12 protein-coding genes and 1 tRNA gene are annotated in these 15,212 nt (G+C 62.5%); 5 read left to right on the top strand and 8 right to left on the bottom strand.

Translation table 11 applies throughout. From position 1 onward, the window contains the following. Window positions 1–19: 19 nt before the first annotated feature. The 4 genes from KFE19_13325 to KFE19_13310 all read right to left on the bottom strand — a co-directional run bounded on the left by KFE19_13325 (window position 20) and on the right by KFE19_13310 (window position 4,088). Window positions 20–1,381, bottom strand: a complete 1,362-nt coding sequence (locus KFE19_13325) for a HAMP domain-containing histidine kinase (protein QUO39633.1) — start codon at window positions 1,379–1,381, stop codon at window positions 20–22. A 128-nt stretch (window positions 1,382–1,509) separates the two neighbouring features. Further along, window positions 1,510–2,196, bottom strand: coding sequence for a response regulator transcription factor (locus KFE19_13320; GenBank protein QUO37353.1), 687 nt, complete (start codon window positions 2,194–2,196; stop codon window positions 1,510–1,512). A gap of 22 nt (window positions 2,197–2,218) precedes the next feature. Next, window positions 2,219–3,580, bottom strand: coding sequence for a VCBS repeat-containing protein (locus KFE19_13315; GenBank protein QUO37352.1), 1,362 nt, complete (start codon window positions 3,578–3,580; stop codon window positions 2,219–2,221). 187 nt (window positions 3,581–3,767) lie between these two features. Next, the gene (locus KFE19_13310) at window positions 3,768–4,088 is read right to left on the bottom strand and encodes a helix-turn-helix transcriptional regulator (protein ID QUO37351.1); all 321 of its coding nucleotides are present in this window, start codon (window positions 4,086–4,088) and stop codon (window positions 3,768–3,770) included. Window positions 4,089–4,379: 291 nt separating this feature from the next. Here KFE19_13310 and KFE19_13305 point away from each other — a divergent pair. From KFE19_13305 to KFE19_13285, 5 genes are all read left to right on the top strand, one after another. Further along, window positions 4,380–4,466: transfer RNA gene (locus KFE19_13305), tRNA-Leu, on the top strand. Between the two features lie 665 nt (window positions 4,467–5,131). Further along, window positions 5,132–5,512: a DUF11 domain-containing protein gene (locus KFE19_13300; GenBank protein QUO37350.1), complete on the top strand. Its 381-nt coding sequence runs from the start codon at window positions 5,132–5,134 to the stop codon at window positions 5,510–5,512. 280 nt (window positions 5,513–5,792) lie between these two features. Next, window positions 5,793–6,404: a hypothetical protein gene (locus tag KFE19_13295; protein QUO37349.1), complete on the top strand. Its 612-nt coding sequence runs from the start codon at window positions 5,793–5,795 to the stop codon at window positions 6,402–6,404. 18 nt (window positions 6,405–6,422) lie between these two features. Next, window positions 6,423–7,289 carry a carboxypeptidase regulatory-like domain-containing protein gene (locus tag KFE19_13290; protein ID QUO37348.1) on the top strand — a complete coding sequence of 289 codons (867 nt, stop codon included), beginning with the start codon at window positions 6,423–6,425 and terminating at the stop codon, window positions 7,287–7,289. Window positions 7,290–7,792: 503 nt separating this feature from the next. Next, window positions 7,793–9,202, top strand: a complete 1,410-nt coding sequence (locus KFE19_13285) for a putative DNA binding domain-containing protein (GenBank protein QUO37347.1) — start codon at window positions 7,793–7,795, stop codon at window positions 9,200–9,202. A 79-nt stretch (window positions 9,203–9,281) separates the two neighbouring features. On the opposite strand, the gene KFE19_13280 is transcribed toward KFE19_13285, so the two are convergent. The 4 genes from KFE19_13280 to KFE19_13265 are packed head-to-tail and all read right to left on the bottom strand — an operon-like array spanning window position 9,282 to window position 15,201. Beyond that, a complete protein-coding gene (locus KFE19_13280) occupies window positions 9,282–11,540 on the bottom strand; it encodes an S-layer homology domain-containing protein (protein QUO37346.1) in 2,259 nt (752 codons plus the stop codon). Between the two features lie 13 nt (window positions 11,541–11,553). Next, window positions 11,554–12,810: an ABC transporter permease gene (locus tag KFE19_13275; protein QUO37345.1), complete on the bottom strand. Its 1,257-nt coding sequence runs from the start codon at window positions 12,808–12,810 to the stop codon at window positions 11,554–11,556. Next, a complete protein-coding gene (locus KFE19_13270; protein QUO39632.1) occupies window positions 12,807–13,499 on the bottom strand; it encodes an ABC transporter ATP-binding protein in 693 nt (230 codons plus the stop codon). The genes KFE19_13275 and KFE19_13270 overlap by 4 nt, the downstream gene beginning before the upstream one ends. 16 nt (window positions 13,500–13,515) lie before the next feature. Then, a complete protein-coding gene (locus tag KFE19_13265) occupies window positions 13,516–15,201 on the bottom strand; it encodes an HlyD family efflux transporter periplasmic adaptor subunit (GenBank protein QUO37344.1) in 1,686 nt (561 codons plus the stop codon). Window positions 15,202–15,212 lie beyond the last annotated feature (11 nt).

Raw genomic sequence — 15,212 nt, 5'->3', positions numbered from 1 at the left:
TGTTCGATTATTTTCCGTCTTATTCCTGGATGGGCAGGCGGATGGTGACCTCGGCGCCGCCGCCGATGGCATTGCCGATGGTGAAGGTGCCGTTGTGGAGCTTGATGATCTCGTCGCACACGGCCAGGCCGATGCCGCTGCCCCGGGCCTTGGAGGAGCCCTTGTAAAACTTCTGCTTGATGAAGGGCAGCTCCGCCTCGGGGATGCCGGGGCCGTAGTCCCGGACCCGGACCACGGCGTCGTCCACCTCCCGGGTGACGGAGGTGGAGATCCGCTTGCCGGAGCCGCCGTGCTTGGCGGCGTTGTCCAGCACGTTGCAGAACACCTGCTTGAGCCGCTCCGGATCCCCCTGGATCATGGGCAGCTCCACGGTGCCGGTGCGGTACTCCAGCTCGATGCCCTCCTGCCGGAACAGCTCCCGGTAGGTGAAGATGGCATCCTCGAACTCCGCCTGGAGGTCTACCTCCTCGATCCGCAGGGTGAAGTGGCCATCCTCCATCTTGGAGAACTCCAGCAGCTCCTCCACCATGGTGGAAAGGCGCCGGGACTCGTTGAGGATGATGCGGATGCCCCGGCGCAGCTGCTCCGGGTCGCCGGTGGGATCCTCCAGGATCGTCTCGCCCCAGCCGTTGATGGCGGTCAGAGGCGTGCGCAGCTCATGGGACACGGAGGAGATGAACTCCTGCTTCATCTTCTCGTTGCGGCCGATCTTCAGCGACATATCGTTGATGTTGTCCACCAATTCTCCTAGTTCGTCGGGATATTTGTTCTCGATGCGAATACCGTAGCTGCCCGCCGAAATCCGCTTGGCGGCGTCGGTGACCACCGCCACCGGCTCTACCACATTGTTGATGAACAGCAAATTGGAGATGACCACCAGGGCCATGCAAATCACGGCGATGGCCAGAATGGCCATTACCGCCATGATGATCTGACGGTTCACCGCCCGCAGGGAGGTCACCAGCCGCATGACGCCCACCACCTTGCCGTTGAACAGCAGCGGATAGGACACGGAGAGGATGTTCTCCCCGGTCTCCGGATCCCGGCCCTGATAGGGCCGCATCTCCCCGTCCTGGATGGCCTGGCGGATGTCGCTGGTACCGGGGAAGGTGCCGGCCTTGAGGCCGGAGGTGGAGGTCTGGACGCTGCCGCTGCTGTCGATGAACTGCAGCTCAATGCGGTCCTTGTCCTCAAAGCTGTCGGTGGTCTGGACCGCCATCTGGTAATATTCCGTATAGCTGGTCATGAAATAGTCGTTGAAAGCGCCGGCCATGGCCTGGGCCTGTTTCTCCAGGCCGTCCCGGACGCTGCTGTAATAGTAGCTGGAGACGCCCGCGGAGAACAGCGTCACGATCAGCACCAGCAGCACCAGCACGGGCATGATGGTGTTGACGATCCAGCGCTGACGCAGGCCGCGGATCCGCAGGGCCTTCCATTTTTTCGTCTTTTCGTCCTCCGTCACGGCCTGTCCTCCTCTCTGTCGTGATCCAGCTGCGCCTCAGCGGCGGCTCAGAACCCCCACTTGTAGCCGTAGCCCCACACGGTGGTGATGTAGGTGGGGTTCTGCACGTTGTCCTCGATCTTCAGCCGCAGACGGCGGATGTTCACATCCACGATCTTCAGCTCGCCGAAGTAGTCCCGGCCCCAGACCATGTCCAGAATCTCCTCCCGGGACAAGGCCTTGCCGGGGTTTTCCATAAACATCTTCATGATGGAATATTCCACCTGGGTCAGCTTGATCCGCTCGCCGTTTTTCTCCAGGGTCCGGTTCCGGGTGTTCAGCAGGAAGGGATCCTGACGGATCTCACCGGTCTGCACCGGCTCCTCGCCGCCGGCCCGGCGGAACAGGGCGTCCACCCGGGCGGTCAGCTCCGCCGGGGAGAAGGGTTTGGTCACATAGTCGTCGGCGCCGGTCATGAGGCCCGTCACCTTGTCCATCTCCTGGGACCGGGCCGTCAGCATGATAATGCCGATCTTCGTGTTGGTGGCCCGGATGCGGCGGCAGACCTCGAACCCGTCGATGCCGGGCAGCATGATGTCCAGCAGCGCCACCTTCACATCGGGGTTCTCCTTCAGCTGCTCCAGGGCCTCCTCGCCGGTCTCAGCCTCGATCACGTCGTAGCCGCCCCGGCGCAGATTGATGACGATAAAGCTGCGGATACTGGACTCATCCTCCAGAACCAATACTTTTTTCATACGCTCCTGTCCTTTCCGCCGGTCAGTTGTCCCCTGCCAGCCACTCTGTGGTGATCAGGTTGAACGCCTCCCGGACCTCATCCTCGGTCACGCCGTATTCCCAGGTATCGTTGGCATCCAGCAGCTCCGCGGTGAAGATCCGCTCCACCTGCCGCCGCAGGATGATCCGCCCGCCCCGAGTCGCCTTGATCTCCCGGCTGGAACCGGTCAGGGCGGTGATCTTCAAAAACGGCTGGGGCTCCTCCTCCGGGTCCTCTCCCAGGATGGAGAACACCACGGTGATCTCGTCCTGACCGGTGACGCGGCTGACCAGAATCCGGCCCCGCCACTCCTCCGGCATCTGCAGATACCAGCCGTCCTCCGTGTTGTGATAGGTGCTGACCACCTGCTTCTCGGTGCCGGCACTGTCGTAGCTGCGCCAGTTCACCCACTGGTAGGTGCTCCACTCCCAGCCGGTCCAGGCGGAGACACTCAGGGGCTGAGGCAGCTCCGTGACACCGTCTCCATTGATATCCGTGGGATAGAGGCCGCTGTATGCCACGATCTCCCCGGAGACGCCGGTGACATCGGACAGCAGCAGGTTGCTCAGCTCCCCGTCCCGAACCGTAAGGATGTCGGTCACGGACCAGGAGGCATCTTCCACGCCGGTGATGAACAGCGCCGGCGCGCCGCCGGACAGCGTTCCCTTCTGGACCCGCCCCTGCTGGCCGCTGAGCTCGGCCATGGTACTGGAGATCCGGGCATAGGAGCGCAGACTCAGGCTGCTCTCCTCCCAGCAGTAGTAATCCGCCAGGCCGCTGCCCATCTCATCGGGCCGCAGCACCACCAACTCCTTCATCTGGTCCTGGTCCAAGTCGGTAATGGCGTATTTGACGTAATTGGTTCGCATCAGCTCCTCCGGACGGCCGGTCCGCAGAGAGTAGACTGTCAAAGCCTGGGCGTCAGTGCTGACGCGCCAGCCCACGATCAGCTCCTGCCGGCCGTCGTTGTCCAGATCGCTGTACTCGATGCTGTAAATGGCGGTGCCGCTGCCCTCGATGACGGCGGTCTGTTCATAGCGTTCCCCGTCCGCCGTGTAGATGCAGATTTTCAGCGGCTTTTCGTCGGCGGAGTTGCGGAAGAAGGCCACTGCCTCCTGCTGTCCGTCACCGTCCAGATCCTTCATCTGCACCGGCTGGATATTGGTGCCGGAGACCGGAGCGGCATATTCGGCGCCGCTGTCGATCATCTGGCTGATGCTGTTGTTCAGCTCCGTATATTCCGCCGGAAGGGCCGGCAGGCTGTACAGCTCCTCCGGGGAAAAGGCAAAACCGCAGCCGGTAGTCAGCAGCGCCAGCACGCCCGCCATCAGTCCCAGGCCGGCCACGCGAAGCGGATATCTCATGGGGGCGCCTCCCTTCTCTCGCGCCCAAAGGCGCAAATTCGCAGAATTTAACTCATATATCATAGCACGTCTGCACCGGTTTGTGTAGCATTTCTTTGGATTTTCCCGGCATTTTACGCTCTGTTCATTTTTCCAAGCAAACCGGTATCCTCCGGCAAACAGGCGCAAAAAAGGACGGGCGCGTTTCTCACTGCCCGCCTTCCCTGCTTTTCAGATCTCCGCCGTCATAAATCGCATCCACATCCCCAGCCGCATACTGACGATGCAGACGGTTGAACGCCTGGTAAGTGGTCACCACGTCCTGAATGGCGTTGCGCTGTTTCGCCGTCAGGCCGCTGACATCGATCATACACCCGCTGCTCCGCCCCAGCAGGTTATCTGTGGTCACATGGAACAGATCCGCAATCTTCACCAGCACGTCGTAGGAAGGAAGCCGGGAGCCGTTCTCATAAGCCGACACCGTGGACTTCGCCACGTTGATGCGGTTTGCAAAGTCCTCTTGTGTCATGCTTCGGGCCAGCCGTAAAGCGCGAATATGATTTCCAATATGGTTTCCTTCCACGGGAACTCACCTCCCTTTCCTGCATTTTACCCAATATGAACATACTATTGGTAAACTTCTGGCATACAATTAGTATTGGCAAAATTCCCGCAGCCATCCCCCTGCTCGCAGGAAAAGCCGCACAAAATGCAGGCACAGGCGGAAAAAAGCAAGGCGTTTCCCTCTCCGGAGATAGGCCGTGAAAAACAACACTTGAATTCCCGTGCCGCTTCCTGTATAATGAAGGCCACAAGTTTTGCCGGTGTGATGGAATTGGTAGACGTGACGGACTCAAAATCCGTTGGTAGCGATACCGTGTGGGTTCGAGTCCCACCACCGGCACCACGTCGGAGCAAGCTCTGTATCGCTTGCTCCGACTTTTTTTACAAAAGTCAGAGCGCGCTCACGCCGCTGCTCCTCCTTTCCAAATCGAACCCGCTTCGCTAGGCTTCGATTTGGTTTTGGGTGCAAACCTGGAAGTTTCGGCATCCATAGTGTTACGATGTTCCACGTCGGAGCAAGCTCTGTATCGCTTGCTCCGACTTTTTTACAAAAGTCAGAGCGCGCTCACGCCGCTGCTCCTCCTTTCCAAATCGAACCCGCTTCGCTGGGCTTCGATTTGGTTTTGGGTGCAAACCTGGAAGTGTGGCGTCTATAGTGTTGCAATGCTCCACGTGGCCGCAAAGTCCGCTTTGCGACCACGTCTTTTTATGCCCATGGCAAAAAAGACGTCATCCGCCCGCTCCCTTGCTCCTTCTTTCCAAATCGAATCCGCTGCGCGGGACCTTGCCGCAGCCCAGAGCGCGAAGCCATTTGAACCACAAGAAATTGAAAGAATGATAACATCGGCCGATTGGACATTCAGACTGCCCGTTGTTCAGAAACGTTCCCCTCTTTTTATACGCCAAGTTCGCCTCTCCCTCCGGCTCTCCGTTTCCACCGCCTCTCAGATTCTCCCCGGCACCTTTCCAGCCCGGCCACATAGGATGGATGCGAAAGGATGTGATGCAATGGCTCTTATCAACCGGCTGGACAATAGCGCCAGCGTCTCCTTTGAGGGTACCAGCATTCTCAGCAACACCGTCTCCACTCTGCTGTCTCTGCCGCCCACTGTGGTCAAAGCTGTGGATAAGCTCTCCGCCAGCATCGGCGAAACCCTGACCTACACGGTCACCATCACCAATGTGTCTCTTACCGCGCTCTCCGACCTTCCCTTCACCGACACGCTGCCTCAGGGCTGTGCATATCTCACCGACACCTTCAAGGTCAACGATGTCTCCGCTGTTCCCACTGTGGCCGGCAGCACCCTCAGCTATACGATCCCCTCCGTTCCCGCAGCAGGGAGCGCCGTCATCACCTTTCAAGTGCAGGTTACAGGCGGCTCCGTTTAACTGTATCAACCGCTGCGCGCCTTGTGACTGCGGGCACAAACGGGCAATTCCCGCCCGATTCACCCATTTTCTGCACAACCGCGCTCAGGTGCGTTTTCAGGGCCGGCCTCTTTTCAGCAACACAGTTATCGTACGGCTGGAGGACCGGATCTTTCTTCTCTGCCCTCTGTGACAAAACGTCCGCAGCGACCTACGGGTCCTGCGGACATCTCCCGCCCATCTCAGAAAGGAGCGTCTCCATGTTCTTTCCCGCTCCGCCGGTACCGCAGGAGGTGCCCTTATGAGCCCCGCGCCGGGCCGCTGCGGTCTCCGCGGCCTTCTGGACCGGATCCATCCTGTGGATAAGGGGCTGCTGGTATTTATGCTGGTGCTGCTGATCCAGTCCGCATACAGCATTTTCTGTCCGGCCGGCGCCGGACAGGCGACAGAGGATATCGACATCATCGTCCGCACCTCCGCCGCAGCCATTTTCGGTTATTTCCTCAGCGCCAATTTCATCCGCCACACCGCCGGACAGACACCCGCCTCACTGCCGCCGCGTAAGCTGGAGACGGGGAAAGGCTTGCCGGCGGACCCTGCCGCACCCATGGACCGTATCGGTTTTTCCGACGGCGGCCAGGCCGCCGCGCCGGATACCGCCGGGACCGCTGACAGCACCCCGGATTCTTCCGCCGGAGATGACGCCGCCAACTGCCTGCAAGTGGCCGTGGCCACCTGTATCGGGCTGTTCTGTCTGGTGACGCTGCTGGTTCTGCGGAACCTGAGCCAGTGGGATCTGACTGCGGCGGAGTCTGACTCCGTGGCCGCCACAGTGGTCCAGTTCCGGGACTTCGTCTCCGGCTGCGTGGGCTTTCTCATCGGCTGCCCCGCCCATACCGACAAACAATCATGATCTAACAGGAGGATTCTCATGGCCGATATCAAACAGGACCTGCTGAGCTTGCAGTACAGCCAGAATTTTGACATCCAGGGAATGCAGGAGGTCAACGTGGACCTGGAGCTGCCCCCTGCCGCCGCCTCCCTGGCCACGGTATACGGCGTGGTCACCGACGGCGCCGTCCCCGTGGCTGACGCCACTGTCAAGCTGTTCGACAGCGCGGGCCTGCCCTATCAGCACACCATGACCGACGCCTCCGGCGCCTATACCCTCTCCGGCATCCCCGCCGGCACGTACAGCCTGGGAGCCGTAAAGGACGGATACCTGCTCAGCGACGCGGCAGGGGTCACCCTCACCGCCGGCGTCACCACTCAGGTCAACCTGACCTGTACGGCAGACGCCTCATTGTCTCTGGGCACCATCGCCGGCGTGCTGACGGTGGAGGACCCTCTCCAGGGCACCTCCACCCCTCTGTCCGGCGGCAAGATCACCTTGCAGGACGCCCTGGGCACCACTCTGGCCGTCACCTATTCCGCCGCTGACGGCGAGTTCGCCTTCTATGACCTGGCCGGCGGGGTCTACACCCTGCTCTCCAGCGCAGAGGGCTATGTGGCCGCCTCCACCATGACCGCCGTCATCGCAGGCGGCTCTATCGCCAACGTCACCATGTCCATGACCGTGGACAGCCGCACCTACAACGGCACTGTCAGCGGCATGATCCGGGACAACACCGGCGCGGCGGTGGCCGGATGCTTCGTGGGTTTGTACCAGGTGGTGACGGTGGCGGGCGTGTCCCAGGAGCTGCTGATTGCCACCACCAAGACCAACGACGCGGGAAAGTACCTGTTCGGCGGCGTCACCGGCGGGGAATATCTGGTCAAGGCCAAGCTGGAGCAGTAAGACCCGACCGGGGCATCCAGGCAGTCCGCCGCTTCTGCCTCTGCGACGGAGGCGAGGCGGACGTTCCCCTGTGCCTGGAGGGCGGATGCCGCCGGTGCGGCATCCGCCTGCTCCTGAAGGATTTCCGGCCCGGAGACACCGCGGTCCTGCAGCCCGGCAGCGGCTGCAGCTGCTGGGCCCGGTCGCCGCTTTGTCAGGGAGAGATCCTCTTCGGTTTCCTGGCACCGGGGGACTACGTCCTGACGCTGCGTCGGAGCTGCGGCAGCCGCGTGACGCTGCGGGTGGTACTGCCGCCCGGCGGCAACGTGGAGATCTTCTGCCGCCGGGACTGCTGCCGCTGGCGGCGGGACAGCTGGCAGTACCTCTTCAACCGCTGCTGAACCGCCCGGACACCGGAAAAAGGACGCCCGACAGGCGTCCTTTTTCCCTGGGAAGTTTTCGTTGTGTTTTATCTCCGCCGTCACTATAATGAAACCAACAAAGCACACCGGGAGGGACGGCGGATGATCGACCTGCACAACATCCAGCGATACCGGGAAAACAACCGCATCGAAGCCAAGCTATCCACCGGCGGGCTGCCGGAGAGCCTGTGGGAGACCTACTCTGCCTTCGCCAACACTCTGGGCGGCATCCTTCTGCTGGGAGTGGAGGAGCTGCCGGACCACTCCCTGCGGCCGGTGGACCTGCCGGATCCCCAGTGGCTGATCCGGGAGTTCCGGGAGATCCTCAATGACCCCCGCCGGGTCAGCGTCAACATTCTCTCCGAACGCAGCGTCAGCGTGGTGGAGGTGGAGGGCAGGCGCATCGTGGCCATCGAGATCCCCCGGGCCCGGCGATACGACCGGCCGGTATATGTGGGCGGCGACCCCATGACCGGCACCTACCGCCGCCGGGGCGACGGCGACTACCGCTGCTCCCGGGAGGAGGTCCGGCGGATGCTGGAGGCGGCGGCGGTCCGGTCCGCCGACACCCGGCCTCTGGACGGGGCGGATCTGGAGGCCCTGGACGCCGGGACACTGCGGCGCTACCGGCTGCGGCTGGAACGGGAGCGGCCCGACCAGGGCTGGCGGGACCTGGACCGGGCAGCGCTGCTGACCCGCCTGGGCGCCGCGGCCGCCGATGAAAGCGGCGTCCTCCGCCCCACGGCGGCAGGTCTTTTGATGTTTGGCCGGGCGGAGGCCATCACTGCCGTTTTCCCCCGTTACCGGCTGGACTACCGGGACTGCCCCAAAGAGGGAGAAGCCATGGCCCTGGTCTCCTCCGCCGGGGACTGGAGCGGCAATGTTTTTGACTTCTATCTCCGGGTCCGCCGGGCTCTGACCTGGGACGCGGATCCCGCTGTGGCCGATGCCGTGGGGGAAGCGCTGGCCAACTGCCTGGTCAACGCCGACTATCGGGGTACGGGCGGTATCCTGGTCCGCCGGGAACCGCGGAGCATTCGTCTGACCAACCCCGGTGCCTTTTGCATCGACGTGGACGCGGCCCGCAGCGGCGGCGTATCCGATCCCCGGAATCTGGGACTGGTTCGGCTTTTCCAGCTGGTGAGCCTTGGGCGCGGGGACGGCGGCGGTATCCCCGGCATCTATGCCGTCTGGCGCCGTCAGGGCTGGCCGGCGCCCCGGATCCGGGAGGAACTGGACCCGGAACGGACCACGCTGGAACTGGACATGGCACCGCCCACTGGGGCGGAGGCCGCCGCCCGCCGGGACAGCCATCCCGCCGTGCGCCGGCTGCGCAGCGACGCCGTCATCGATCTTCTGACGGAACAGGTATCCGCCTCCGCCGGGGAGATCGCAGACCGCCTGGGCCTGGAGCCCTCCATTGCCGCCGACTGTCTCCGCTCCCTGCTGGCGGAGGACATCGTCACAGCAGAGGACACCGGATCCGGCCGGGTCTACCGTCTGAGATGGTGAATCACAAAATACAGGAAGCCCGCCGCAGATTGCGGCGGGCTTCCCGTGTTCTTGTCTTTTCCTGCGGGGTCAATCGCGCTCAGCGCACCTGGATGATCCGGACCGCGCCGTTGTGGACGTAGAGATCCGAGGAGGCGGCGTAGGCGTGGGCCTGACTCAGCGTCATCCAATCCTGGGTGCGGACATTGTAGCACAGCACATCGGAGGGCACGGTATACGTCCGGCCGCCCACCGTCACCGCGCCGGAGCCGCTCCAGGCGCTGTTGGGAACGTCTTTGAGCGCCGTTAGCCGGACCAGGCTGGCAATGTGCTGGTTGGAGCCGGTGCCGGTCACAGTGATGCCGATGCACTCGCCGGTAGTGACCACATAGCCGGTCTCGATGGGACCGAAGCTCTTGCCGTTGCCCTGGAGGATCGTCAGCTTGCCGGGAGCGTAATAGCTGCCGTCAGCGCCGGAGATCAGGTCTCCCCGCTCATACTTGGCGATACCGTAGATATACGTGCTGCCCACGGCGGAGCCCAGAATGATCAGATCCACGTCGCCTCTCCAGTTGGTGCGGGCATAGCCGATGTCGGACGCCGGGATGGTGCCGATGTTCAGATCGGACAGGCTGACGCTGCGCATGCCCTCGGGGGCGTTTTCAAAGATCATGACGTTGTCCGCCAGATCCTTGCTGCCCAGCTTCCGGGCCGCCACATCCAGTCCGCCGCTGACGCCGCCGGTCAGCTGCGTCAGATTCAGCACGCCCTTGGCGCCGGAGGACACACGGACCATCTGGCCGGACAGACGCTCAGCGTCAGTGCCGGTGAGGCTGGAGGTGCCCTTGACAGTGAGGCCGCACAGGAGATTCACCTCAGCGGAGCCGGAGGAGACGGTCTTGGCGATACCCACGGCGTTGCCCTGGACGTTGCCGCTGCCGGCCTTGACCGCGCCGGCCACCTGATTGTCCTCGGTCAGCAGCACGGTGATCTGGTCACCGGGCTTGAAGTCGGACAGGGTCTCTCTGGCGGTGGGCAGCACCTTCAGCTCCGTATCCTCGAAGATCGTGATGGTGGTGGGCTCCTGAGCGTTGGGATAGCAGCTGCGGTAATAGGCCGTGATCCTGGTATCGCACACCCGGATGGAGTTGGTACTGCTGGAATAGGTGGCCACATCGTAAGGCCGCATATCGCCCGCCGTCACTTCCATGCCGTTTTTGAAGATCTTGTACGTGGTGGTGCCCGCCAGGGAGTCAAAGCCCTTGGTGGAACCCTTTTCATAGACGATGATGGCCGCGCTGGAACTGGTGCCGCCGCCCACAAACACGTATTCCACCTTGCCGGCGGTGTTGAGGTACAGCGTCAGGGAGGTGCCGGGATTCAGCCAGGCGTACACACCGCTCCAGGACTGCTGAGAACCCTGGTAGTAGGCGGACACGTCGCCGCTGACGGGATAGGTGACACCGAAGGTATCGGTGATCTCCGTTGCCTTGGCGGAAGCCAGGGTGATGGTCTTCTGAGAGCCCACGCTGTCAGGCACAAAGGTCATGGCCTGGCCCTGGTCGTTGAGCACCAGGGTGCCCTTGGAGCCGTCCAGCATGCCGTTGGAGGTCTTGCCGCTGGCCATGGGATATACCGTGCCGTTGGCCAGCTGCAGCGCGTTCTCCCGGCCGTCCGCCCCGGTGGCCCGGGAGGAGACCAGCATGGCGTTCTCCACCACCGCGCACTTCATGCCGGCGGTGACATAGGAGCCGCCCTCCCGCATATCTGCCCGGAGCAGGTTCAAAAACAGCCGGGCCGCCTGACCGCGGGTGAGACCGGCATTGGCGTCGGTGCCCACGCCGTCGGTCAGTCCGATGACGGCAGCCTCCGCCATATAGCTGTCGGGCCAGACGCCGCCGATGTTTTCATCCTTGTAGCCCAGCATCCGCAGCAGGATGGTCACCGCATGGCCCACAGTGACGGTGCGGTCCGGGTGGAACTGGCCGTCCACATAGCCGGAGATGATCCCCTTGCCCTTGGCCGCCATGTTGATGTAGGCGGCGGCCCAGTGGGAGGGCTTCACATCCGGGAACACCGTGACGGTGCGGTAGCGCCCCAGCTCCTCAGAGCCGTTCATGGCGTAGACCGCCATTTTGCAGAACTGGGCCCGGGTCAGGATGGTGCCGGGCCGGAAGGTGCCGTCTCCATAGCCGTCCAGCACGCCCAGCAGGCGCAGGGACTCCACCGCCACGGCGGTATTCCGGTCCCCCACATCCGAAAAGGTGACGGTGTCCTTTGCCGCCGCGCCGGCGGACACCGGCAGCAGCGACAGGACCATGCAGATCGCCAGCAAACAAGTCACAAGTCGTTTTTTCATGTTGATCTCCCTCTCATTCCGCCCGCAGGGCTTCCACCGGCTGAAGTTTGGATGCCTTGACGGCCGGATAAATGCCAAACAGAATTCCCAGCGCCAGCGACAGCGTAAACGCGCAGAGCGTGATCCACACTGCCGGGAAAATGGTCATCTTAAACATCAGCCGACCCACCAGCAGACTGCCGCCGGTGCCCACCAGGATACCGAAAACACCGCCGATGCCGCAGAGCATAGCCGCCTCGATCAGGAACTGGGTGATGATGGAGACCCGCTCGGCGCCGATGGCCCGGCGAATGCCGATCTCCCGGGTCCGCTCGGTGACAGTGACCAGCATGATGTTCATGATGCCGATGCCGCCCACCAGCAGGCTGATGGCGGCGATGCCGCCCAGGATCATGGAGATCATGCCCATCTGCTGGTTCTGGTAGTCCTGCCAGGAGTTCTCCTTGTCCACGTTGAAGCCGCCGCTGGCGGGATCCACCAGGCCCTTCAGAAAGCCGCCGATCCGGGTACTGGCCTCGATCAAGGAGGCGCTGTCCCGGGCTTTGACGATGAACTGCTCCGGAGCCGCGCCGCCCAGGACCCGCCGGGCGGTATAGGGCACAAGGATGAAATTGTCCATGTTCTGGCCGTTGGGATTGTCCTTGCCCACACGGCTGCCATAGACGCCGATGACCTCAAAGCTCTGCCCGTTGAACTGCATTTCCTTGCCCACGGGATCCACGCCGTCAAAAAACGCCTTGGCCGCCGTGGCGCCCAGGACACAGACCTGGTTATAGCGCTGGCAATCCAGCATGCTCAGGTCCCGCCCCTTGGTGACCGTCAGATTGTTGCAGATGCTGTACTGATCACTGACATAGTAGATGCTGGGGGGAAAATCGCCTATGGGGTTGCCCTTGTCATCGTAATTGTACTGCATATTGGCAGAGCTCTTGGTGCCGTACACCACCGTGGCTTCGCAGTTTGCCTGGGGCGTCACGCCCACCACATACTCCTTGATGGTACTGCAATAGTCATACAGGGCCGGGAAGTAATCCTTGCCCAGGCTGTTGCCCTTCTCATCATAGAGATAGTTCCAGATATAGACCGTCAGCTTGTTGCTGCCCATGGCGGCATACTGCTCCATGGTCTTGGTGGTGTAGCCGTTGATGGCGGAAACAATGGTCATGACCGCCGCGATGCCGATGATGATGCCCAGCATGGTCAGAAAGGACCGGCCTTTCTTGCCCCAGATGGACTTCCACGCCATTTTCATGGCCTGTCGGATATTCAAAACCAGTCCACCTCCTGCTGCCGGTCCTCCACCACCTTCCCGTCCTGAAGCCGCACGCAGCGGCGGGCGGTGGCGGCAATGCCGTTGTCATGGGTAATGAGGATCACCGTGGTCCCCTCCCGGTTGAGCTGCTGGAGGAATTCCAGCACTTCATGGCCTGTGCGGGAATCCAACGCGCCGGTGGGCTCGTCGGCCATGATGATGGGGGGCTTGGCGGCAATGGCCCGGGCAATGGCCACTCGCTGCTGCTGGCCGCCGGACATCTCCGTGGGCCGGTGCTTCATCCGGCCTGCCAGTCCCACGCGGGCCAGGGCCTCTGTAGCCAGGTCGTACCGGTCGTCCACCCGGATCCCCTGGTAGATCAGCGGCAGCTCCACATTCTCCAGCACCGTCAGATCCTGAATCAGATTATACTGCTGGAAGATGAAGCCGATCTGCTTGTTGCGGATATGGGAGAGCTCCTTGTCCGTCAGTTCCCGGACGTCGGTACCGTCCAGAAGGTAGTCACCCCGGGTGGGGACGTCCAGGCAGCCCAGCACGTTCATCATGGTGGACTTGCCGGAGCCGGACTGGCCCACGATGGCCACGAACTCCCCCCGGTCAATGGTCAGGGAAACGCCGTCCAAAGCGCGGACCTCGCTCTCCAGGCCCTCGCCGTAGATCTTATAGACGTCCCGCAGTTCGATCAGATGTTTCTCCATGGCATCAACCATAGGCCTGGATGGACTGGATCTGGGTAAAGACCTCGGTCCCTTCCTCCACGCCGGACTTGATCTCCACATTGCTGTTGTCGGAGATGCCGATCTCCACCGGCACCGCCCAGAAGCCGCTGGGAATCTCCTCTTCCAGCATAGGCGTCTCGATGGCGTTTTCCGGCCGGCTCCCCTTGACGAACACCACATCCACGGTGGTCCCGTCCTCCTGGGAGATCTTTCGGACACACTGGAGCGGCAGCACCAGGCAGTTGTCGTTCTCGCTGGCTGTGATCTTGAAATTGATGTAGCTGTTGACCTGGATGGTCCCCTCGCTGTTGTCCACAGAGATGGTGATGGGATAGGTAGCCACGCCGTTGTTGACCGTGGAGGACAGGCTGACGGTCTCCACCGTACCGAAGGCCGGGGTGCCCCACTGGTCCAGCTCCACCGGCATGCCGGGCTTGATGTAACTGATGTTCCGCTCATCCACGTTGGCGCTGACCAGGATAGCGGAGGTATCGGAAATGGTGACCACGGCGGTGTTGGCGGCGATCTCGTCGCCGGGCTGCATGGTCAGTCCGATCACCATACCGTCAATGGGGGCGGTGGCCTTGCAGTTGGCCAGGTTCTTCTCTGCCGCCTCCAGATCCGCCTTGGCGGTCTCCAGGTTCTGCTGGATGGTGAACAGCTCACTCTCGCTCTGCTGCGCGTCAATCTGCAGCAGCACCTGACCGGCGGAGACCTGGAGGTAGTTCACCAGGTTGTTGGCCAGCACGGTGCCGCCCACGGTGGTGGTCAGGGTGGTGGAGCGGTAGTACTCCAGCTTGCCCGGCTCATAGGGATACACGGTCTCGCCGCCCACAGTGACGGTGGCGGAGGCCGCCATCTCAGCCGTCAGGGAGCCCTCGTTGTTCACCACGATCTCCGCAGAGAACAGCTTGGAGCCCTCCGGCGTGATGCGGCTGACCATGTGGACCGCCTCCACGGTGCCGGGGATGGAGGTCATCAGCGCCGGGATGGACACATTCACCGACTGACCCACATACAGGTCTCCGGCATAGGCATAGCTGTAATACTGCTCCAGGCGCAGCCTGGTATCGTCGTTGAGCTCCGCCACGGCGGCACCCTTGGCCACCTCATCGCCCACCTGCAGATCCGGGTGCTCATCCTTCAGCATGATCTTTCCGGCAAAGGGGGCGCTGAAATTCAGACCGGCCAGGTCCTTCTGGGCCTGGGCAAGCTGCTTTTCATAGCCCTCCACATTGCTGCGGGCCTTCTGGACAGCAGTCTCCGCCGCCGGGGATTCCACCACGAACAGCGGCGTGCCGGCGGTGACCTTCTCGCCCTCCGCCACCAGCACGTCCATTACCGTACCGGTGGTGGTCAGGGTGATGGTCTCGCTGCTCTTGGCCTTGGTGAGGCCGCTGTTTTCCACCACGGAGGTAATGGAGCCGTACTGGACCACATCGGTCACTACCTGGGCGTCGCCGCCCTTTCCGCCGAACACCTTGAGCAAGATCGCCGCCAGAATGGCCAGCACCAGCAAGATCGCGGTCCACCGGATGATCCGGCGGCGTTTTTTCCGGGGCATCGCCCGCCACCGCTCCTTCAGCGGCACCGCCGGGGTCTGGGGAGCCTCCTGTGCCTGCTCCGGTGCAGTCTCCGGCAGCTGTTCCAGGTCCTTGACTTCAGCCATGACTCGTTCTC

The sequence above is a fragment of the Dysosmobacter sp. Marseille-Q4140 genome (assembly GCA_018228705.1).
In the GTDB taxonomy this organism is placed as follows: Bacteria; Bacillota; Clostridia; order Oscillospirales; family Oscillospiraceae; genus Oscillibacter.
Note: the sequence above shows the minus strand (reverse complement) of the source record. Positions and strands in the feature narration are given on the sequence as shown.